Below are 21332 nucleotides of genomic sequence, written 5' to 3'. Positions count from 1 at the left end.
GGACAATCCCACCCATGAGCAACGATCTTCAACACCTTCTCGAACACAACCGCCGCTGGGCGGCCCAGGTCGAGGCCGAGCGTCCCGGCTTCTTCACCAAGCTCTCGCAACAGCAGAGCCCGCGCTACATGTGGATCGGCTGCTCCGACAGCCGCGTGCCGGCGAACCAGATCACCGGCCTGGACCCGGGCGAGGTCTTCGTGCACCGCAACGTGGCCAACGTGGTGGTGCCCACCGACCTGAACTGCCTGTCGACGGTGCAGTACGCGGTCGATGTGCTCAAGGTCGAGCACCTGATGGTGGTGGGTCACTATGGCTGCGGCGGCGTGCTCGCCGCGCTGCGCGACACGCGCGTGGGCCTGGCCGACAACTGGCTGCGCCACATCAAGGACGTGCGCGACCGCCACTCCGCCCTGTTGGCGGGCCTGTCCGAAAGCCACCGGCACGACGCGCTGTGCGAGCTCAACGCCATCGAGCAGGTCGTCAACGTGGCGCAGACCACCGTGGTGCAGGACGCCTGGACCCGCGGTCAGCCGCTCGCGCTGCACGGCTGGGTCTATGGCCTCAAGGACGGCCTCGTGCAGGACCTGCAGATGACCGTGCGCGGCAACCCCGATCTCGACGCGGTCTACCTGCGCGCCATCGAAGGCGTGGCGGTGCGGTCACGCGACTGAGTTCCACAGGGCCGCGTGCGCCGGCCCGATCCCCTTTCACTTTTGTTCATCAGGAGTTTTCACCATGTCCGCAGATCCCATCGTCATCGTCGGCGCCGCGCGCACGCCCATGGGCGCCTTCCAGAGCGACTTCGCCAGCCTGTCGGCCCACGACCTCGGTGGCGCGGCCATCCAGGCGGCGGTGCAGCGCGCCGGGGTGGATCCGGCCCAGGTGGACGAAGTGCTGTTCGGCAACTGCCTGATGGCGGGCCAGGGCCAGGCGCCCGCGCGCCAGGCCGCGTTCAAGGGTGGCCTGCCGAAGTCGGCTGGCGCCGTCACGCTGTCCAAGATGTGCGGTTCGGGCATGAAGGCCACCATGCTGGCGCACGACATGCTCGCCGCCGGCAGCGCCACCGTGATGGTCGCGGGTGGCATGGAAAGCATGACCAACGCGCCCTACCTGCTGCAGAAGGGCCGGGGCGGTTACCGCATGGGCCACGACAAGGTGTACGACCACATGATGCTCGACGGCCTGGAAGACGCCTACGAAGCCGGCCGCTCCATGGGCACTTTCGGTGAAGACTGCGCCGCCAAATACAGCTTCACGCGCGAACAGCAGGACGCGTTCGCCATCGCGTCGGTCACGCGTGCCAAGGCCGCCACCGACAGCGGCGCCTTCGCCGCCGAGATCACGCCCGTCACCGTGAAGGACCGCAGCGGCGAGCGCGTGGTGTCCACCGACGAAGGCCCAGGCAAGGTCAAGCTCGACAAGATTCCCGCGCTCAAGCCCGCGTTCAAGAAGGACGGCACCATCACCGCCGCCTCCAGCTCATCCATCAACGACGGTGCCGCCGCTCTGGTGCTGATGCGCGAGTCCACCGCGAAGCAGCTCGGCGCGAAGCCGCTGGCGCGCATCGTGGCCCATGCCACGCACGCCCAGGAGCCGAACTGGTTCGCCACCGCGCCCGTGGGCGCCACGCAGAAGCTGCTGGAGAAGACCGGCTGGCAGGTCGGCGACGTCGATCTGTGGGAGATCAACGAAGCCTTCGCCGTGGTGCCGATGGCGCTCATGGCCGAGTTGAAGATTCCGCACGAGAAGGTCAACGTCAACGGCGGCGCCTGCGCGCTGGGCCACCCCATTGGCGCCAGCGGCGCGCGCATCCTGGTCACGCTGCTGCACGCGCTGAAGGCGCGGGGCGGCAAGAAGGGCGTGCGCACCCTGTGCATCGGCGGTGGCGAAGCCACGGCCATGGCGATCGAACTGGCCTGAGGCCCGGCGCACCACCATGCTCACCGTGCTGGTGATCGGCGCGTCTCGCGGCATCGGCCTGGAGATCGTGCGCCAATACCTGGAAGCGGGCGAGCGCGTGATCGCCACCGCCCGCGACGACGCCGGCCTGGAGCGCCTGCGCGAACTCGGTGCCGAGCCGCTGCGTGTGGACGTGGCCGACCCCGCCAGCGTGAGCGGCCTGGCCTGGTCGCTCGATGGCGAGGAACTCGACGTGGCCCTGTACGTGGCGGGCGTGCTCGACCCCCACGGCGCGAAGACGCCGCCCACGCGCGAGGCCTTCGACCGCGTGATGCACGCCAACGTGCTCGGCCTGATGCAGGCCATGCCTCAGGTGATGCCGGCGGTCGAGGCGGCCGGTGGGGTTTTCGCGGCCTTCTCCAGCGAAATGAGCCAGGTCGGCCTGGTGGACGGCAGCGACGCCTGGCTGTACCGCGTGAGCAAGGCGGCCGTGAACATGGCCGTCGCCAGTGCCCGGCACAGTTACCCCGGGCGCCACCTGCGTGGCGCTGGACCCGGGCTGGGTGCAGACCGACATGGGCGGCGGTGCCGCGCCGCTGACGGTCGAACGCAGCGTGGCCGGGCTGCGCCGCGTGCTGGCCTCGCTCACTCCCGAAGACAACGGCCGCCTCATCCACCACGACGGCCGGCGCGCCGCCAGCTGGTAACCCTCTCTCCTGCGAAAGACGCTTCCATGCCGCTCAACCAAGACCAACTCATGATCCGCGACGCGGTGCGCAGTTTTGCCCAGGAGCAGCTGTGGCCGCACGCGGCGAAGTGGGACAAGGAGCACCACTTCCCGAAGGACGTGCACCAGGGCCTGGCCGAGTTGGGCGCCTATGGCATCTGTGTGCCCGAAGCGCTGGGCGGTGCGGGGCTGGACTACGTGACCCTGGCCGTGGTGCTGGAAGAAATCGCGGCCGGTGACGGTGGCACCAGCACCGCGATCTCGGTCACCAACTGCCCGGTCAACGCCATCCTGATGCGCTATGGCAATGCCCGGCAGCAGGACCAATGGCTGCGCCCGCTGGCCGCCGGCCAGATGCTGGGCGTGTTCTGCCTGACCGAACCGCACGTGGGCAGCGACGCCTCGGCGCTGCGCACGACGGCGGTGAAGCAGCCCGACGGCGACTACGTGATCAACGGCGTCAAGCAGTTCATCACCAGCGGCAAGAACGGCCACCTGGCGATCGTGATCGCGGTGACGGACAAAGGCGCGGGCAAGAAGGGCATGAGCGCCTTCCTGGTGCCCACGAACACCCCGGGTTATGTGGTCGCGCGGCTGGAGGACAAGCTGGGCCAGCACAGCAGCGACACGGCGCAGATCAATTTCGAGAACTGCCGCGTGCCGGCCGAGAACCTGATCGGCGGGGAGGGGGAGGGCTACCGGATCGCGTTGTCCGCGCTGGAAGGTGGTCGCATCGGCATCGCGGCGCAGAGCGTGGGCATGGCGCGCAGCGCGTTTGAGTGTGCGCTCACCTATTCGAAGCAGCGGGAGAGTTTTGGCCAGCCGATCTTCAACCACCAGGCGGTCGGGTTCCGGCTGGCCGAGATGGCGACACAGATCGAGGTGGCGCGCGCGATGGTGCACCATGCGGCGGCCTTGCGCGACGCCGGGGAGCCCTGCCTGAAGGAGGCCGCCATGGCCAAGCTGTTCGCCAGCGAGATGGCGGAGAAGGTGTGCTCGGACGCGATCCAGGTGCACGGGGGCTACGGGTATGTGAGCGATTTCCCGGTGGAGCGCATCTACCGGGATGTGCGGGTGTGCCAGATCTATGAAGGCACTTCGGACGTGCAGAAGATTTTGATCCAGCGGGCGCTGGCCTGATTTTTCTCCGGCAAGAGCGGTCATCGGCCGTGAGGGTGGCCGATGACCTCTTGGTGTGCGGGCGGTGACGCTCCTACATCCCTTCTGGCTCATGGGTGCCTGGCGTTCTGCGCAGCGGGGTAAAGGAGGAGGCGGCACCAGCCGCCGGGGGACACCCGCGGAGCAGAGCGCCGGGCGCCCATGAGCCCGCGAGGTCCAGGCATGAAAGGCGCGGAATGCACCCGTCCCTCGTATGATCGCGCCACCATGAACATCATCATCCTGGGAGCCGGCCGCGTGGGCGAAAGCGTCGCGGAAAGCCTGGTCTCCGAGCAGAACGACATCACCGTGATCGACATGGACCCGGCCCGCCTGCGCGCGCTGGAAGAACGGCTGGACCTGCGGGGCGTGGTCGGCAACGGCATCCAGCCCTCCGTGCTGCGCGAAGCCGGCGCGCAGGACACCGACATGCTCATCGCCTGCGCCGCGCACGACGAAACCAACCTGGTCGTCTGCAAAGTCGCACACGACGTGTTCAACGTGCCCAGCACCATCGCCCGCCTGCGCTCCCCCGAATTCACCGAAGGCGACGAACTGTTGGGCAAGAACGGCTTCGCGGTCGACCACGTGATCTGCCCCGAAGAGTCGGTGATGCGCTACATCCACCAGCTCATCAGCTACCCCGAAGCCCTGCAGGTGCTCGAGTTCGCCGACGGCCGAGCCAGCCTGATCGCGGTGCGCGCGGCGCACGGCGGCGCCCTGGTGGGCCACACCATCGGCGAAATCCGCGAACGCTTTCCCCATGCCGAGATGCGCGTGGTCGCGCTCTACCGGCTCGACACCGAAATGGAAGCCACGCCGCAGACCCGCATCCTCGCGGGCGACGAGGTGTTCGTGCTCGCCGACACCGAGAAGATCCGCCACGTGCTGGGCGCGGTCCACAACATCGACAAACCCGTGCGCCGGCTCATGATCACCGGCGGCGGCAAGGTCGGCCTGCGGCTGGCGCGCAGCCTCGCGGGCCAGTGCGAAGTGAAGATCATCGAGCGCGACCTCAAGCGCTGCGAGTACCTGGCCAGCCAGCTGCCCTCGAACATGCTGATCCTGCAAGGCGACGGCGCCGACGAGGAGCTGCTGCTGGACGAGAACGTGGGCGAGATGGACATGTTCCTCGCGCTCACCAGCGACGACGAGGACAACATCATGTCCGCCATGCTGGCCAAGCGGTTGGGCGCGGGGCGCGTGCTCTCGCTGATCAACCGCCGCGCCTACGCCGACATGATGCAAGGCAGCACCATCGACATCGCCATCTCGCCCTCGCAGGCCGTCATCGGTGAGCTGCTCACCCACCTGCGGCGCGGCGACGTGGCCGTGGTGCACAGCCTGCGCCGCGGTGCGGCCGAGGCACTCGAAGGCATCGCGCGCGGCGACGTGAAGACCAGCAAGCTGGTCGGCCGCAAGGTGGAAGAGGTCAAGCTGCCCAAGGGCACGCGCATCGGCGCCATCGTGCGCGGCGAGGGCCGCAAGTCCGAGGTGCTGATGCCGCACCACGACACCGTGATCGAGACCGACGACCACATCATCGTCTTCATCCCGAACAAGCGCCTCGTCCGCGAGGTCGAGCGCCTGTTCCAGGTGAGCGCCACCTTCTTCGGCTGAGATCCCCGTTCCATGTACAACGTGCTGCCGGTTCTCGCCGTGTTCTCGCGCATCCTGCTCGCGTTCGCGCCGGCCTTCCTGGTGCCGCTGGCCTGGGCCTGGTTCCTGGACGCGCGCGACCACGCGGCGGTCTGGGCCGTGGGCTTCGCGGTCACGGCGGCCTGTGGCCTTGTGCTGTGGCGCTATACCCGCCTGCACCGCCGCGAGCTGCAGACCAAGGACGGCTTCCTGCTGGTCAACCTCGTGTGGCTGGTGCTGCCGGCTTTTGCCGCCGCGCCGCTGCTCTACACCGTGCCCGGCATCGGCGTGACCAAAGCCTACTTCGAGGCCATGAGCGCGCTCACCGCGACGGGTGCCACCGCGATCTCGGGGCTGGACGCCTTGCCGGTCTCGGTGAATGTGTGGCGCTGCTTCCTGCAGTACATCGGGGGCCTGGGCATCATGCTGCTGGTGGTCGCGGTGCTGCCTTTGCTGGGGCTCGGCGGCGTGCAGCTCTACCGCGCCGAAACGCCGGGGCCGATGAAGGACACCAAGTTCACGCCGCGCATCGCGGAAACCGCGCGCGGCCTCTGGGGCGTGTACGTGCTGCTCTCGGCGGCCTGCATGCTGGCCTACCGCTGGGCCGGCATGGGCTGGGCCGACGCCTTCATGCACATGTGCACCACCATGGGCCTGGGCGGCTTCTCGTCGCACGACGCCAGCTTCGGTTACTTCAACTCGCCCACGATCGAGAACGTCGCCACCGTGTTCATGCTGCTCTCCGGCGTGAGCTTCATGCGCTACTTCATCGTGCTGCGCCGCCGGTCGTTGCGCCCGCTCACCGACGACAACGAGATCCGCACCTACGTCGGCGTGATGGCCGTCTCCATCGTGGTGGTGGCAGCGCTGCTGGTGGCGCACGGCGGCTACAGCGACTGGGTCGAAGCGTTGCGCACCAGCGCGTTCCACGTCGTGTCGATGGCGACCACCACCGGCTATGCCTCCGCCGACTACGCGAAGTGGCCGGTGTTCGCGCCGGTGCTGCTGCTGTTCCTGGGCTGCTTCGTGTCCTGCGCCGGCTCCACCGGCGGTGGCATCAAGATGGTCCGCATGGTGCTGCTGATCAAGCAGGCCCGGCGCGAGCTGGTGCGCATCATCCACCCGCGCGTGGTCAATCCGGTCACGCTCGGTGGCGTGGTCATGCCCGCCTCGGTGATGACGGCCGTGCTGGGCTTCATGCTCATCTACGGCGCCACCACCGTGGGCCTGACCATGGTGCTGCTGCTCACCGGCATGGACGTGGTGACCGCGTTCTCCGCCGTGATCGCCACCGTCAACACCATCGGCCTGGGCCTGGGCGAGGTGGGGCCCACCGGCCACTTCGGGGGGCTGAGCGAGGTGCAGCTGTGGGTGCTGAGTTTCTCGATGCTGCTCGGCCGGCTGGAACTCCTGACCGTGCTGGTCCTCTTCACCACCCACTTCTGGAGGAAGTAAGCCCACCCCTGCCGCGCTTCGCGCGACCCCCTCAAGGGGGCGACGCCTGCGGCCTGGCGAAGCCAGTTCCGCGGCGTCCCTGGATCAGGCCCTTCAGCCGCGGGCGGGGATTTTCAGGCCGCGCTGCACGGCGGGGCGCTGTTCGAACGCTTCCAGCACGCGTTTCAGGTTCGGGAAGTCGGCGAACCCCACGATCTCGCCCGCGCCGTAGAAGCCGACCAGGTTGCGCACCCAGGGCCAGGTGGCGATGTCGGCGATGGTGTAGGCGTCGCCCATCAGCCAGGCGCGGCCTTCCAGGCGCTCGTTCAGCACCTTGAGCAGGCGCTTGCTCTCGTTCACGTAACGGTCGCGCGGGCGCTTGTCCTCGTAGTCCTTGCCGGCGAACTTGTGGAAGAAACCGAGCTGGCCGAACATCGGGCCCACGCCGCCCATCTGGAACATCAGCCACTGCAGGGTTTCGTACTTGCCTGCCGCGTCGTCGGGCAGGAAACGGCCGGTCTTGCCGGCCAGGTAGACCAGGATGGCCCCCGACTCCCACAGCGCCAGCGGGCGGCCGTCCGGTCCGTTCGGGTCGAGGATGGCGGGGATCTTGTTGTTCGGGTTGAGCGAGAGAAACGCCGGCGACATCTGGTCGTTGGTGTCGAAGCTCACCAGGTGCGGCTCGTAGGGCAGACCGGTTTCCTCCAGCATGATCGAGACCTTCACGCCATTGGGCGTGGGCAGCGAGTACAGCTGCAGGCGGTCGGGGTGGGTGGCGGGCCATTTCTGGGTGATGGCGAAGGTGTCGAGCGTGCTCATGGGCGGTCCTTGAAGTCGAAGGCAAGAGGCGCCATTGGAACACCCGCTCGCCATGCCCCCACCCTTGCAAGGGGATCGATAATCGGCTCTTCATGCCCACGACGAAAGACGCCTGCCCTTGTGGCCTCGGCCCCGATTTCCCGCATTGCTGCGGCCGCTACCTCGGCACCGGCGTTCCCGCCCCCGACGCCGAGGCGCTCATGCGCTCGCGCTACACCGCCTTCGTGCGCGGTGACGAGGCGCACCTGCTGGCCACCTGGCATCCGAGCCAGCGGCCGGCTTCCCTGGACCTGGACGGCAGTGTGAAGTGGCTCGGGCTCGAAGCGAAGCACCACAAGTCCATTGACGACACGCACGCCGAAGTCGAGTTCGTGGCGCGCTCGCGGGTGCAGGGGCGCGGCCAGCGCCTGCACGAGCGCAGCCGCTTCGTGCGCGAGCACGGTCACTGGTTTTATGTGGATGGCGACATCCTCAACTGAATGAAAGACAAGATGTTTGATGCAGTTCTGTTTGATTGCGACGGCGTGCTCGTGGACAGCGAGCCCATCACCAACGGCGTGCTGCGCGAGGTGCTCAACGAGAGCGGCTGGGCGCTGACCCAGGCCGAGTGCATGGACATCTTCATCGGCAAGGCCGTGCGCGACGAACGCGCGCGCATCGAGGCCGAGACCGGCAAACCGTTCACCGAGGAATGGCTGCAGGGCTTCTACGCGCGCCGCAACGCGCGCCTGCTGGCCGAGCTCAAGGCGGTGCAGGGCGCGGTGGAGGCGGTGACGGCCATCCACCGTCAGGTGGCCGGCCGCATCGCCTGCGCCTCGGGCGCCGACCGGCCCAAGGTCGTGATGCAGCTCGACCTTGTGGGCATGCTGCCCCTGTTCGAAGACCGTGTCTTCAGCGGCCACGACCAGCCGCGCTCCAAGCCCGCGCCCGACGTTTACCTGGCCGCCGCCGCGCACCTGGGCGTGGACCCGGCGCGCTGTCTGGTGGTGGAGGACACGGCCACCGGCGCCCAGGCCGGGCTGGCGGCCGGTGCCACGGTGTGGGGCTACTGCCCCGAGGGGCATGGGCGCGCGTTCGAGGGCTTACCGGTGGCGCGCGTCTTCGGCCACATGGACGAGCTGCGCGAGCTGTTCGCCGCGCCACTCGCCCGGTGAGCGCCCGGTCCAGCCGCGAAACGCGCGGATGAAACTCTTCTCGTTCTGAAAGCCGCAGGCCTGCGCCACCTGCTTGATCGGGCGGCGGGTGCGCAGCAGCAGCTCGGTGGCGCGCTGGCGGCGCACCTCGTCTTTCAGCGCCTGCAGCGAGGCCCCCTCGTCCTTGAGCTGGCGGTGCAGGGTGCGCGCCGAGACGTTCAACAACGCGGCGAGGTCGTCGGCGTTGTGGGCGTCCAGCGGCTGGGTCGCCAGCACCTGGCGCACACGCTGCACCAGCAGGCGGTCGCGCCGGTAGGAGCGCACGGTGAGCGGCAGGGCGCGCTGCAGCAGCTGGTTCATGGCGGCCTCGTCGCGCCGCATCGGCAGGGTGAGGTAACGCGCGTCGAAGGCGATCGCGGCCTCGTCCGCGCCGAAGGTGGCCGGGCCGTCGAACAGCACGGCATACGCGTCCAGGTGGGGCGGCGGCGCGTAGGGAAACTGCGCACCCTGCAGCGGGATGCGCGAATCGACGTACCAGCTCGCCAGGCCGTGGATGTTGCGAAGCACCGAGACCACGCAGAACTCGGTGAGCGGACCGGGCCGGCGGTGCGGGCGCAGCACGAGGCGCGCGCGCTCACTCACCGTCTCCAGCGAGAGCGCCACATCGTCGGTGATCAGGCCATGGTGGCGGCACCAGCGCCGCAGCGCCATGCCCAGCGTGGGGGCCGAGAGGGAGGCGCGCGCCAGCATGCCGTAGCTGCCCCAAGGCAGGGCGCGGCTGAAGCAGCCCAGGCCTTCGTCGTCGAGTTCGCGCATGGCGGCCTCCGAAACCGCTTCCATCTGGGCGGCGGTGATGCGGGCGTTCGGCTGATCAACTTTCCCTGGCGGAATTTGTGCCAGTTCGAGCGCGCCTGCCGCGTCCACGCCCCGCTCGCGGTAGGCCGCCACCATGGCGCGAACGAAAGCCATGGGGGTGAGGGCGCGGTCAACGGAGGTAGGCATGGCGCCAGTTTCGCCGGAGCTGGCGGTATTTGCAACCTGCATGGCAGGCCGGCCCTCATCCGCGTGTCTATCCTCCACAATGCCCCGAAACACCACAACGGATGCCGCCATGCCGATCCTGGAGACACAACTCAACGCCCGTTCCGCCGACTTCCTCGCCAATGCCCAGGCCATGCAGGTGGTGGTCGACGACCTCAAGGCCCAGATCGCCAAAGCCACCCTCGGCGGCGGTGAAGCCGCCCGCGCCAAACACACCGCGCGCGGCAAGCTGCTGCCGCGCGACCGCGTGCAGATGCTGCTGGACCCGGGCACACCCTTCCTGGAACTCAGCCCGCTCGCGGCGCTCAACATGTACCCCGACCGCGACGGCACCGACAGCGCGCCCTGCGCCGGTGTGATCGCCGGCATCGGCCGCGTCAGCGGGGTGGACTGCCTGATCGTCTGCAACGACGCCACCGTGAAAGGCGGCACCTACTACCCGATGACGGTGAAGAAACACCTTCGGGCGCAGGAGGTGGCGATGCAGAACAACCTGACCTGCATCTACCTGGTGGATTCGGGCGGTGCCAACCTGCCGAACCAGGACGACGTGTTTCCCGACCGCGAGCACTTCGGCCGCATCTTCTACAACCAGGCCAACATGAGCGCCAACGGCATCGCGCAGATCGCGGTCGTCATGGGCTCGTGCACGGCCGGCGGCGCCTACGTGCCCGCCATGAGCGACGAGACCATCATCGTCAAGAACCAGGGCACGATCTTCCTGGGCGGCCCGCCGCTGGTGAAGGCCGCCATCGGCGAGATCGTGAGCGCCGAAGACCTGGGCGGCGGCGACGTGCACACGCGCCTCTCGGGCGTGGCCGACCACCTGGCGCAGAACGACGCGCACGCGCTCGCGCTGGCGCGCCAGGCCGTGCGCACGCTCAACCGCCGCAAGGTCGCCACGCAGGCCCTGCGCGAACCGCGCGCGCCGCTGTACGACCCGAAGGAAATCTACGGTGTCATCCCGGTCGACACGCGCAAGCCCTACGACGTGCGCGAGATCATCGCCCGCGTGGTCGACGGCAGCGAGTTCCACGAGTTCAAGGCGCGCTACGGCGCCACCCTGGTCTGCGGCTTCGCGCACATCGAGGGCATGCCGATCGGCATCGTCGCCAACAACGGCGTGCTGTTCTCCGAAAGCGCACAGAAAGGCGCGCACTTCATCGAGCTGTGCTGCCAGCGCAAGGTGCCGCTGCTGTTCCTGCAGAACATCACCGGCTTCATGGTCGGCCGCAAGTACGAGAGCGAGGGCATCGCGCGCCACGGCGCCAAGATGGTCACGGCCGTGCGCAGCGGCGCAGGTGCCGAAATTCACCATCATCATCGGCGGCAGCTACGGCGCCGGCAACTACGGCATGTGCGGCCGCGCCTACAGCCCGCGCTTCCTCTGGATGTGGCCCAACGCGCGCATCAGCGTGATGGGCGGCGAGCAGGCCGCCAGCGTGCTGCGCACCCGTGCGGCGCGACGGCATCGAGGGCAAGGGCGGCAGCTGGAGCGCCGAGGAAGAGGCGAAGTTCAAGCAGCCGCTGCTGGATCAGTTCGCCCACCAGTCGCACCCCTACTACGCCAGCGCCCGCCTGTGGGACGACGGTGTGATCGACCCGGCCGACACGCGCCGTGTGCTCGGTCTGGCCCTCTCGGCCACCCTCAACACGCCGATCGGCGAGCCGAAGTTCGGCGTCTTCCGGATGTGATGCCATGGCCAGGATCATCTACGACAACCCCGACCACGAACTGCTGCGCGACCAGGTCGCGCGCTTCCTCGAACGCGAGGTGGAGCCGCACGCGGCCGCCTGGGAAGAGACCGGCATGGTGCCGCGCGACGTGCTGCGCCGCATGGGCCAGGCCGGCCTGCTGGGCCTGATGTTCGAGGGCGAATACGGCGGTGGTGATGCCGACGCGCTGACCAACCTGGTGTTCGCCGAAGCACTGTCGCAGTCCACCTTCGCCGGCTTCATCATCACCGTGCTGGTGCACACCGACATGGCCGGCCCGCACCTGCACCACGCGGGCAACGCGGCGCAGAAGGCGAAGTACCTGAAGCGCGTGACGGCCGGCGAGGTGATCACTGCCGTGGGCATCACCGAACCCGGTGCGGGTTCCGACGTGGCGGGCATCCGCACCACGGCGCGCAAGGAAGGCAACGAGTGGGTGCTCAACGGCACCAAGATGTTCATCACCAACGGCGTGCACGCCGACCTGTACTTCGTCGCCGCCAAGACCGGCACCGCGCGCCACGACGTGACCATGTTCATCGTCGAGAAGGGCACACCGGGTTTCTCGGTCGGCCGCGCGCTCAAGAAGACCGGCTGGCTCTCCAGCGACACGGCCGAGCTCGTGTTCGACAACGTGCGCATTCCGGAAGAGAACTTGCTGGGCGAGCAGGGCAAGGGCTTCTACTCGGTCATGAAGAACTTCCAGACCGAGCGCATCGCGCTCGCGGCCATGGCCGTCGGCCATTGCACGCAGGCCCTGAAGCTCACGCTGGACTATGTGCGCCAGCGCCAGGCCTTCGGCGCCACGCTGTGGGACAAGCAGACCATCCGCCAGCGCGTGTCGATGCTCGACGCGAAGACGCGCGCGGCGCGCCAGTTCATGTACCACTGCGCCTGGAGCGTGACCCAGGGGCACGACATCGTGCAGGAGGTCTCCATGCTCAAGGCGCTCACCGGCGAACTCGTCAACGAGGTGGTGCAGACCTGCCAGCAGTTCCATGGCGGCATGGGCTTCATCCGCGAGACCGCGATCGAGCGCCTGTGGCGCGACGCGCGCGTGCTCGCCATCGGCGGCGGTGCGACCGAGGTGATGCTGGAAGAAGTGGCGAAACGCTATTGATGCAGGACTGAACATGAGCAACGTGATCGATGTGACCCGCCCCACGCCGCACGTGGCGAAGGTGTGGCTCAACCGCCCCGACGTGCGCAACGCCTTCAACGACGACGTGATCGCCGCGCTCACCGCGACCTTCACCGAACTGGCCCAGGACGAGTCCCTGCGCGTGGTCGTGCTCGGCGCGCACGGCAAGGCCTTCTGCGCCGGGGCCGATCTGAACTGGATGAAGACCATGGCCGGCTACAGCTGGGACCAGAACCGCGCCGACGCGCAGCAGCTGGCCGATATGCTGTGGACGCTGGACCAGTGCCCGGTGCCGGTGGTCGGCCGCATCCAGGGCGACTGTTACGCCGGCGGCATGGGGCTGGCGGCGATCTGCGACGTGCTGGTGGCGGTGGAGGGCGCGACCTTCTGTCTGTCCGAAGCCCGCCTGGGCCTGCTGCCCGCCACCATCAGCCCCTACGTGGCGCGCGCCCTGGGCGTGCAGGCCTCGCGCCGCTACATGGTGACGGCCGAACGCTTCAGCGCGGTGCGCGCGCACGCGCTGGGCATGGTGCACGAACTCGCGACGCCCGAGACGCTGGACGCGAAGGTGGACGAGCTCGTCGCCACGCTGGTGCGCAACGGCCCCAAGGCCGCGCGCGAGTGCAAGCGCCTGGTGCGCGACGTGGGCGGCCAGCCCATCACCGAAGCCCTGCGCAGCGAGACGGCGCGCCGCATCGCCGATGTGCGCGCCAGCGACGAAGGCCGCGAAGGCCTGCAGTCCTTCCTGCAGAAGCGCCCGCCCGGCTGGCTGCCGGCGGCCTGACCCGAGGAGGCACCCCATGGCCGACTGGTTCCACACCCTGGGCACGCCCGAGCTGCTCGCGCTCGCGGGCGCGCTCGGCTGGGCCAGCGGTTTTCGCCTGTACGCCGTGGTGTTCATCGTCGGCCTGGCCGGCGCCATGGGCTGGATGGAGCTGCCCACCGGCCTGCAGGCGCTGCAGCACCCGGTGCTGCTGGGCACGGCCGGCTTCATGCTCTTCGTCGAGTTCTTCGCCGACAAGATCCCGGTGGTCGATTCGTTGTGGGACATGGTCAACAGCGTGGTGCGCATTCCGGCCGGCGCGGCGCTCGCGGCCGGCGTGTTCGGCGCCGACGGCGGCACCGTGGCGCTGGCCGCCGCGCTGCTCGGCGGCTCGCTCGCCGCCACCAGCCAGGCCGCCAAGACCACCACGCGCGCGGCCATCAACAGCTCGCCCGAGCCGTTCTCCAACCTCGGCATGAGCCTGGTCGAGGACGGCCTGGTGGTCGGCGCAGTCTGGCTTGCCACCAGCCACCCACTGGTCTTCGTCGTGTTGCTCGCGATCACCGTCGTGCTGATGTGGATCGCCACCTGGATGCTCTTCAAGTTCCTGCGCGCGGTGTTCCGCCGCGTGCACTCCTTCTTCACCGCCACCGCCTAGGAAGTCCCATGTTCCACAAGATCCTGATTGCCAACCGGGGCGAGATCGCCTGCCGCGTCGCCGCCACCGCGCGCCGCCTGGGCGTGAAGACCGTCGCCGTCTACTCGGACGCCGATGCGCGCGCCAAGCACGTGGCCGCCTGCGACGAGTCGGTGCACATCGGCGGCTCGGCGCCCAAGGAAAGCTACCTGCAGTGGGAGCGCATCATCGCGGCCGCCCAGGCCACGGGCGCGCAGGCCATCCACCCGGGCTACGGCTTCCTGAGCGAGAACGAAGCCTTCGCCAACGCCTGCGTGAAGGCCGGCCTGGTCTTCATCGGCCCGCCGTCGTCGGCGATCGAGGCCATGGGCCTGAAGGCGGAGTCCAAGCGCCTGATGGAAAAGGCCGGCGTGCCGCTGGTGCCGGGCTACCACGGCGCCGACCAGGACCCGGCCCTGCTGCAGCGCGAAGCCGACCGCATCGGCTACCCCGCGCTCATCAAGGCCAGCGCGGGTGGCGGCGGCAAGGGCATGCGCGTGGTCGAGAAGAGCGAGGACTTCGCCGCCGCGCTCGCCAGCTGCCAGCGCGAGGCGCGCAACAGCTTCGGCAGCGACGCGGTGCTGATCGAAAAATACGTGCAGCGCCCGCGCCACATCGAGATCCAGGTGTTCGGCGACACGCAGGGCGACTGCGTCTACCTGTTCGAGCGCGACTGCTCGGTGCAGCGCCGCCACCAGAAGGTGCTGGAAGAAGCGCCGGCGCCCGGCATGACGCCCGAGCTGCGTGCCCAGATGGGCGCGGCCGCGGTGGCGGCGGCCAAGGCGGTGAACTACGTGGGCGCGGGCACGGTGGAGTTCATCGTCGAACAGCCCGAGGGCTACGCCCATCCCGAGGCCATGCGCTTTTACTTCATGGAGATGAACACCCGCCTGCAGGTGGAGCACCCGGTGACCGAGGCCATCACCGGCCTGGACCTGGTGGAATGGCAGCTGCGCGTGGCCGGCGGCGAGCCCCTGCCGCTGAAGCAGGAAGACCTGCGCATCCACGGCCACGCGATCGAGGCGCGCATCTGCGCCGAAACGCCGGACAACAACTTCCTGCCCGCCACCGGCACGCTCACCGTCTACCGCAAGCCAGCCTGCACCAGCTTCGAGCGTGGCACGGTGCGGGTGGACGACGGCGTGCGCGAAGGCGACACCATCAGCCCGTTCTACGACTCCATGGTCGCCAAACTGATCGTGCATGGCGCCACGCGCGAAGAGGCCCTGTCGCGGCTGGACGCCGCGCTGGCCGAGACGCGCATCGTCGGCCTTTCGACCAACGTGCAGTTCCTGCGCCACGTGGTCACCAGCCGCGCGTTCGCCCAAGCCGAGCTGGACACCGCGCTGATCCCGCGCGAGGCCGCCGCGCTGTTCCACCAGGACAAGGTCGGCCTGCCGCTGGCCGTGGCCGCCGCCGTGGCGCAGACCCTGGTGGCCGAGCGCGCGGACGAAGGCGCCGACCCGTTCTCGCGCCGCGACGGCTGGCGCCCACACGGCATCACCGTGCGCCGCTTCGATTTCGAGTACCAGGGCGAAGCCCTGCTGGCCCACCTGAGCTACCTGCACGACGGCGCGCTGCAGCTCGCTGTGGGCGAGGTGAACGCCGTGCTGGACTTCGTGGCGCTGCCGGCCGACACCGGCACCCGCATGGACCTGCGCTTCAACGGCCAGCGCCAGACGGTGCAGACCTGGCAGGTGGACGAGAACGTGCATGTGTTCTGCGCCCTGGGCGCGACCCAGATCGTGGAGATCGATGCCCTGGCCCACGCGGGCGAAGCCGCCGCCGAAGGCGGGCGCCTCACCGCGCCCATGCCGGGCAAGGTGGTGTCGTTCGCGGTCAAGGCCGGCGACACGGTGACCAAGGGCCAGGCGCTGGCCGTGATGGAGGCGATGAAGATGGAGCACACCATCGCCGCGCCGGCCGACGGCACCGTGGCCGAGCTGCTCTACGCGCCCGGCGACCAGGTCAACGAGGGCGCCGAACTGCTCAAGCTCTCGGTGGGCTGACAGCGCCGCCGCGCGAGGCCGCGTAAGCTCGCCGCATGAACATCACTTTCTGCTGCGTCAACACCCGGGTCGGCCCCTGGCTGGCCGATCTGCGCCTGGCCCTGCCGCAGGCCAACGTCACCGAATGGCAACCCGGCGCGCCCCAGGCCGATCACGCCGTGGTCTGGGCGCCGCCGCAACAATTCATGGACGAACAGCCCGGCCTCAAGGGCCTGTTCAACATCGGCGCGGGCGTGGACGCGCTGCTCAAGCTCAAGCTGCCGCCCGCCGCCAAGGTGGTGCGGCTCGACGATGCCGGCATGTCGGTGCAGATGGCCGAGTACGTGTGCCACGCCGTGATCCGCCACTTCCGCGAGTTCGACGCCTACGAAGCCGACGTGGCGCAGGGCCGCTGGTCGTACCGCAAGCCTCGCCTGCGGGCCGATTTCCCCGTCGGCGTGATGGGTCTGGGGGTGTTGGGCGAGCGCGTGGCCCTGGCCCTGCGCCAGTTCGATTTCCCGGTGCACGGCTGGAGCCGCTCGCCCAAGGTCATCGACGGCGTGATCGGCCACGCGGGCCACGCGGCCTTCGACAGCTTCCTGGCGTCGTGCCGGGTGCTGGTCAACCTGCTGCCGCTCACGCCCGACACGCGCGACATCCTCAACCGCGAGACGCTCTCGCGCCTGCGGCCCGAGGCCTATGTCATCAACGTCGCGCGCGGCGACCACCTGGTGGAAGACGACCTGCTCGCACTGCTGGAGAGCGGCCACCTGGCCGGCGCCACGCTCGATGTGTTCCGCACCGAACCGCTGCCCGCCCAGCATGGTTTCTGGAAACACCCGAAAATCACGGTCACGCCCCACACCTCGGCGCGCACGCTGCGCGAAGAAAGCATCGCCCAGATTGCCGGCAAGATCCTCGCGTTCGAACGCGGGGACCCGATCGCCGGCGTGGTCGATCCGGTGCGCGGGTACTGACCCCCTCGAAAGACCCCCATGAAACTGCCCTCCCGCGTCCAGCTCATCGACGTCGGCCCCCGCGACGGGCTGCAGAACGAGAAGCAGCCGGTGCCTGCGGCCGTCAAGGTCGAGCTGGTGCACCGCCTGCAGGCCGCCGGGCTGAAAGAGATCGAGGTCACCAGCTACGTGAGCCCCAAGTGGGTGCCGCAGATGGCCGACAACCACGAGGTCATGGGCGGCATCCGGCGCCAGGGCGGCGTCCGCTACTCGGTGCTCACGCCCAACCTCAAGGGCTACGAGGCTGCCGTGGCCGACAAGCCGGACGAGATCGTCGTGTTCGGCGCGGCCAGCGAGGCCTTCAGCCAGAAGAACATCAACTGCTCGATCGCCGAGAGCATCGAGCGCTTCGCGCCCGTGGTCGAGGCCGCGCGCGCGGCCGGCATCGCCGTGCGCGGCGCCATGAGCTGCACCGTGGGCTGTCCCTACGAAGGCGAGATTGCGCCCGAGCGCGTGGCCTACCTGGCCGGGCTCATGAAGGGCATCGGCGTGCAGCGCGTGGACGTGGCCGACACCATCGGCGTGGGCACGCCACGCAAGGTGCAGGCCGCGCTGGAGGCCACACTCAAGCACTACGGCATCGACGACGTCTCGGGCCACTTCCACGACACCTACGGCCAGGCGCTGTCCAACACCCTGGCCGCGCTGGAGATGGGGGTCTGGAACTTCCAGTCCTCCGTGTCCGGCCTGGGCGGCTGCCCCTACGCCAAGGGCGCCACCGGCAACGTGGCGACCGAAGACGTGGTCTACCTGCTGCACGGCATGGGCATCGCCACCGGCATCGACCTCGACGCGCTGGTGGATGCCGGCGTCTACATCAGCGAACAGCTCGGCCGGCCCACCGGCTCGCGCGTGGCCCGCGCATTGCTCGCCAAGCGCGCGGGCTGAAGGAAAGCAATATGGAGCTGCAAGTCTGGATGGCGTATTTCGTGGCCTCGTGGGCCATCGCGCTCTCGCCCGGTTCGGGCGCGGTGCTGTCGATGACGCACGGCCTGGTCTATGGCGTGAAGAAAACCAGCACGACCATCGCGGGCCTGCAACTGGGGCTGGCGGTGATCCTGCTGGTGGCCGGTGTGGGCGTCGGCGCCTTGCTGCTGGCCTCGGCCACCGCCTTCACCGTGGTGAAGTTCGCTGGCGCGGGCTACTTGATCTGGCTCGGTTTCAACCAGTGGCGCGCCCGCGTGGGCGTGGTGCCCGAGGCGGACGAGGCGGCACCGGCCCAGGTGGCCGTGCCCTCGGCGCGCGAGCGCTTCGTCATGGGTTTCTTCACCAACGTGACCAACCCCAAGGGCATCGTGTTCATGGTGGCCGTGCTGCCGCAGTTCATCGACCCCACGCGCGGTCTTTGGCTGCAGTTGCTGATCCTGCTGGCCACCACGGTGGTGGTCGATCTGATCGTGATGCACGGCTACGCCTTCCTGGCCTCGCGCGCCCAGCGCTGGCTGGCCACGGCCCGCGCCCGGCGCGCGCAGAACCGCGTGTTCGGCGGCGTGCTCATGGCCGATGGGCGCGAGCCTGTTGCTCGTCAAACGCGCCGCCTGAAGGACCGCAACCATGTGTGGAGCCGAATTGCAGGCCTTGCCTGAGACCGTGCAGCGCGTGGCGCGCGTGCTGCAGGACGCGGGCCATGCCCACGGCCCGGTGATGCTCGACGGCGCCGCGCGCACGGCGCAGCAGGCGGCCGACGCCCTCGGCGTGGCCCTGGGCCAGATCGCCAAGAGCATCATCTTCCGCCGCAAGAGCGACGACGCGGCCGTGTTGGTCATCACCTCGGGCGACCTGCGGGTGGACGAGAAGAAGGTGCAGGCCCTGGTCTGCGCCGATGGCGGCAAGCTCGGCCGGGCCGACGCCGACTTCGTCAAGGCGCGCACCGGGTTTTCCATCGGCGGTGTCTCGCCGCTGGCGCACGCGGTGGCGCCCGTCACGCTGATCGACGCGCAGCTCTCGCGCTTCGACGAGATCTGGGCCGCGGCCGGCCACCCGCACGCCGTGTTCCGCCTCAGCCCCGTGGAACTCCAGTCGCTGACCGGCGCGCCGGTGCACGACGTCACCGTGGTGGCCTGACCCCATGAGCCTGGAGACCCCCACGATCACCCTGCAGGCCGCCCGCCGCCGCGCCGGTTTGCGCCCGGGCGTGCCTTCGCCGTGCATCTCGGTGTGCGAAATGGACGAGGCCCGCAGCCGCTGCAAGGGGTGCTTCCGCACGCTGGAAGAAATCGGTTTCTGGAGCCGTGCCAGCGATGCGGACAAGTTGGTGATCTGGCAGCAGATCGAAGCCCGGCAGCTGGCGCCTTGAAGCCTTCGCACACGAGATCTTCATGACCGACATCCGCTTCTTCTACGACCCGATCTCGCCTTACGCCCATCTGGCGTTCGAGCGCCTGCCCGAAGCCCTGATGGGCCACAGCGTGCAGGTGCGCTACCGGCCCGTGCTGTTCGCCGCGTTGCTCAAGGCGCACGGCCAGCTGGGCCCGGCCGAGGTCCCGGCCAAGCGCGACTGGACCTACCGCCACGTGAGCTGGCTCGGGCACCACCACGGCGTGGCGCTCGACATGCCGGCCGCGCACCCGTTCAACCCGCTGCCCCTGCTGCGCCTGGGCCTGGCCTGCGCGACGGACGATGCGCCGGGCGAGACCAACCGCTACGTCACCGAGCTGCTGTTCCGCCATGTCTGGCGCGGTGGGCTCGACGCCGCCGACCCGGCGCGGCTGGCCGCGTTGCAGGCCCTGCTGCAGGACCACATGGCGCAGCGCGGCAAGCCGTGGAACGCGCCCGACAGCGAGGTGGTCAAGCAGCGCCTGCGCGCCAACACCGACGAGGCGCTCGCGCTCGGCCTGTTCGGTGTGCCGGCGATGGTGGTGGACGGCCGCGTGTTCTGGGGACAGGACGCCCTGCCCATGCTGCGCGCCTACCTGGACGGCGACAGCTGGTTCGAGACCCAGTGGGGCGCGGCGGCGCAGCGGCCCGAAGGCGTGCGCCGGTCTCAGACGGGCTAGCCGCCGGGCCGCTCCCAAGGCAGGCCCAGCCCCCTTTGGGGGGCAGCGACCCGCGCAGCGACGGAGCGTGGGGGCTCTTAAGTTTGAAAAGTAGCGGCCACGCCCATCACCTCGCCGGTGTGGGCGGCTTCATACCCTTTGAGCGCGGCCACGCGCGCGCGGAACGCCGGTGAGCGCAGCACCGTGAGCACCGGGCGCAGCTCGGCGCGGTCCAGCGCGTCGGCCGGCAGCGCGAAGAAGTAGCGCTCCTTCAGCAACGGAATGAAATGCAGGCCGAAGCGGTGCGCGGCGGTCTGCACGCCGATGCCCACGTCGGCCATGCCGCTGGCCACGTAGGCGGCCACGGCGGCGTGGGTAAGCTCGGTGTTGTCGTAACCCGCCACCGCCTGCGGCGCGATGCCTTCGCGCTTGAGCAGCAGGTCGGTCAACACCCGCGTGCCCGAGCCCTCGGGCCGGTTGACGAAGCGCAGCCCGGGCCGCGCGAGGTCGGCCAGCCCGCGCAGGCCCAGCGGGTTGCCCGCCGCCACGAACAGCCCCTGCGTGCGCACCGCCAACTGCACCAGCAGGTGCTGGTCGGGCTTGAGCCAGGTCAGGTAGCGCCGGGCGGCGGCGGCCTCGAACTCGCCCAGCGGCACGTGAAAGCCCGCCAGCTCGCAGTCGCCCTGCGCGAGCGCGGCCACGGCCTCCAGGCTGCTGCGGTAGCGCAGCTCCACCGGCACCTGGCGCGCCGCCAGCTGCTCGCGCAAGGCGGCCACCGCGAAGCCGTGGCTGGCGTGCAGGCGCGGCACGGCGCGCTGGCGGCGCTGCACGCGCCCGAGCTCGCCTTCGAGTTCCGAGGCCAGCGACTCCAGCAAGGGCTGCAGGCGCGCACCGATGCGCGCATCGGCCCAGATGAGTTTTTCACCCAGCGGCGTGAGCGCCGAGCCGCGCCCGCGCCCGCGCACCAGCAGCGGCTGGCCGAACAGCTGCTCGGCCTGTTGCAGCAGGCCCCAGGCGTGGCGGTACGACAGGCCCAGCTCGCGCCCGGCCTGCGAGATGCTGCCCGAACCCTGCACGGCCGCGAGCAGGCCGAGCAAGGTGTTGGCGTCGAGCGCGGGGCCGTCTTCCTGGGCGATGCGCCATTGGGGTTGGAGGGTGATGCGCAGCATGGGGGGAAGCCCGACTTTATGAACTGTCAAACATAT

The 21332-nt window shown here is 69.4% G+C and carries 20 protein-coding genes and 4 pseudogenes; 21 read left to right on the top strand and 3 right to left on the bottom strand.

What is annotated here, in order from left to right; all coding sequences use genetic code 11:
- Window positions 1–14 precede the first annotated feature (14 nt).
- The 6 genes and pseudogenes from can to ACFJGX_RS01055 all read left to right on the top strand — a co-directional run bounded on the left by can (window position 15) and on the right by ACFJGX_RS01055 (window position 6880).
- Window positions 15–674, top strand: a complete 660-nt coding sequence (gene can, locus ACFJGX_RS01080) for a carbonate dehydratase (RefSeq protein ID WP_382323000.1) — start codon at window positions 15–17, stop codon at window positions 672–674.
- 64 nt (window positions 675–738) lie between these two features.
- Window positions 739–1923, top strand: a complete 1185-nt coding sequence (locus ACFJGX_RS01075; RefSeq protein ID WP_382327572.1) for an acetyl-CoA C-acyltransferase — start codon at window positions 739–741, stop codon at window positions 1921–1923.
- Window positions 1924–1939: 16 nt separating this feature from the next.
- Window positions 1940–2609 (top strand): annotated as a pseudogene (locus tag ACFJGX_RS01070) (SDR family oxidoreductase).
- A 26-nt stretch (window positions 2610–2635) separates the two neighbouring features.
- The gene (locus ACFJGX_RS01065; protein ID WP_382323001.1) at window positions 2636–3769 is read left to right on the top strand and encodes an acyl-CoA dehydrogenase family protein; all 1134 of its coding nucleotides are present in this window, start codon (window positions 2636–2638) and stop codon (window positions 3767–3769) included.
- Between the two features lie 246 nt (window positions 3770–4015).
- On the top strand, window positions 4016–5407 hold the full coding sequence (gene trkA, locus ACFJGX_RS01060; RefSeq protein ID WP_382323002.1) for a Trk system potassium transporter TrkA: 1392 nt from the start codon (window positions 4016–4018) through the stop codon (window positions 5405–5407).
- Between the two features lie 12 nt (window positions 5408–5419).
- Window positions 5420–6880 (top strand): TrkH family potassium uptake protein, encoded by a 1461-nt coding sequence (locus tag ACFJGX_RS01055; RefSeq protein ID WP_382327570.1) that lies wholly within the window; start codon window positions 5420–5422, stop codon window positions 6878–6880.
- A gap of 93 nt (window positions 6881–6973) precedes the next feature.
- On the opposite strand, the gene ACFJGX_RS01050 is transcribed toward ACFJGX_RS01055, so the two are convergent.
- Entirely contained in the window at window positions 6974–7678 is a 705-nt protein-coding gene (locus ACFJGX_RS01050; protein WP_382323003.1) for a glutathione binding-like protein, read from the bottom strand.
- Window positions 7679–7770: 92 nt separating this feature from the next.
- On the opposite strand from ACFJGX_RS01050, the gene ACFJGX_RS01045 reads away from it, so the two are divergent.
- Complete coding sequence (locus tag ACFJGX_RS01045) at window positions 7771–8157, top strand: YchJ family protein (protein ID WP_382327568.1); 387 nt, start codon at window positions 7771–7773, stop codon at window positions 8155–8157.
- A 12-nt stretch (window positions 8158–8169) separates the two neighbouring features.
- Window positions 8170–8832: an HAD family hydrolase gene (locus ACFJGX_RS01040; protein ID WP_382323005.1), complete on the top strand. Its 663-nt coding sequence runs from the start codon at window positions 8170–8172 to the stop codon at window positions 8830–8832.
- Here ACFJGX_RS01040 and ACFJGX_RS01035 read toward each other — a convergent pair.
- A complete protein-coding gene (locus ACFJGX_RS01035; RefSeq protein WP_382323006.1) occupies window positions 8761–9780 on the bottom strand; it encodes an AraC family transcriptional regulator in 1020 nt (339 codons plus the stop codon). The genes ACFJGX_RS01040 and ACFJGX_RS01035 overlap by 72 nt on opposite strands.
- Between ACFJGX_RS01035 and ACFJGX_RS01030 the strand changes: the two are divergent.
- From ACFJGX_RS01030 to ACFJGX_RS00970, 13 genes and pseudogenes are all read left to right on the top strand, one after another.
- Window positions 9761–11083: pseudogene (locus tag ACFJGX_RS01030) on the top strand (carboxyl transferase domain-containing protein); the annotation flags it as partial. The gene ACFJGX_RS01035 and the pseudogene ACFJGX_RS01030 overlap by 20 nt on opposite strands.
- Before the next feature lie 70 nt (window positions 11084–11153).
- Window positions 11154–11309, top strand: a pseudogene (locus ACFJGX_RS01025) (carboxyl transferase domain-containing protein); the annotation flags it as partial.
- Entirely contained in the window at window positions 11308–11547 is a 240-nt protein-coding gene (locus tag ACFJGX_RS01020) for a carboxyl transferase domain-containing protein (protein ID WP_382327566.1), read from the top strand. The pseudogene ACFJGX_RS01025 and the gene ACFJGX_RS01020, both read left to right, overlap by 2 nt.
- 4 nt (window positions 11548–11551) lie before the next feature.
- A complete protein-coding gene (locus ACFJGX_RS01015; protein WP_382323007.1) occupies window positions 11552–12688 on the top strand; it encodes an acyl-CoA dehydrogenase family protein in 1137 nt (378 codons plus the stop codon).
- 13 nt (window positions 12689–12701) lie between these two features.
- Entirely contained in the window at window positions 12702–13493 is a 792-nt protein-coding gene (locus ACFJGX_RS01010; protein ID WP_382327564.1) for an enoyl-CoA hydratase/isomerase family protein, read from the top strand.
- 16 nt (window positions 13494–13509) lie between these two features.
- The gene (locus ACFJGX_RS01005) at window positions 13510–14130 is read left to right on the top strand and encodes a DUF4126 domain-containing protein (protein ID WP_382323008.1); all 621 of its coding nucleotides are present in this window, start codon (window positions 13510–13512) and stop codon (window positions 14128–14130) included.
- Window positions 14131–14138: 8 nt separating this feature from the next.
- Entirely contained in the window at window positions 14139–16157 is a 2019-nt protein-coding gene (locus ACFJGX_RS01000) for an acetyl/propionyl/methylcrotonyl-CoA carboxylase subunit alpha (protein ID WP_382323009.1), read from the top strand.
- 35 nt (window positions 16158–16192) lie between these two features.
- Window positions 16193–17113 (top strand): 2-hydroxyacid dehydrogenase, encoded by a 921-nt coding sequence (locus tag ACFJGX_RS00995; protein ID WP_382323010.1) that lies wholly within the window; start codon window positions 16193–16195, stop codon window positions 17111–17113.
- A gap of 18 nt (window positions 17114–17131) precedes the next feature.
- Entirely contained in the window at window positions 17132–18040 is a 909-nt protein-coding gene (locus ACFJGX_RS00990; protein ID WP_382323011.1) for a hydroxymethylglutaryl-CoA lyase, read from the top strand.
- An 11-nt stretch (window positions 18041–18051) separates the two neighbouring features.
- A pseudogene (locus ACFJGX_RS00985) lies at window positions 18052–18694 on the top strand (LysE family transporter).
- Window positions 18695–18706: 12 nt separating this feature from the next.
- Window positions 18707–19216: a YbaK/EbsC family protein gene (locus ACFJGX_RS00980; protein WP_382323013.1), complete on the top strand. Its 510-nt coding sequence runs from the start codon at window positions 18707–18709 to the stop codon at window positions 19214–19216.
- Between the two features lie 4 nt (window positions 19217–19220).
- Window positions 19221–19448, top strand: a complete 228-nt coding sequence (locus tag ACFJGX_RS00975) for a DUF1289 domain-containing protein (RefSeq protein WP_382323014.1) — start codon at window positions 19221–19223, stop codon at window positions 19446–19448.
- 22 nt (window positions 19449–19470) lie between these two features.
- A complete protein-coding gene (locus ACFJGX_RS00970; protein ID WP_382323015.1) occupies window positions 19471–20148 on the top strand; it encodes a 2-hydroxychromene-2-carboxylate isomerase in 678 nt (225 codons plus the stop codon).
- Window positions 20149–20225: 77 nt separating this feature from the next.
- On the opposite strand, the gene ACFJGX_RS00965 is transcribed toward ACFJGX_RS00970, so the two are convergent.
- Window positions 20226–21296, bottom strand: a complete 1071-nt coding sequence (locus ACFJGX_RS00965) for a substrate-binding domain-containing protein (RefSeq protein ID WP_382323016.1) — start codon at window positions 21294–21296, stop codon at window positions 20226–20228.
- Window positions 21297–21332 lie beyond the last annotated feature (36 nt).

The sequence above is a fragment of the Hydrogenophaga sp. UC242_50 genome, from assembly GCF_042697355.1.
GTDB lineage: Bacteria > Pseudomonadota > Gammaproteobacteria > Burkholderiales > Burkholderiaceae_C > Hydrogenophaga.
The sequence above is the reverse complement of the archived record's forward strand: the minus strand, read 5'-3'. Positions and strand labels throughout refer to the sequence as shown.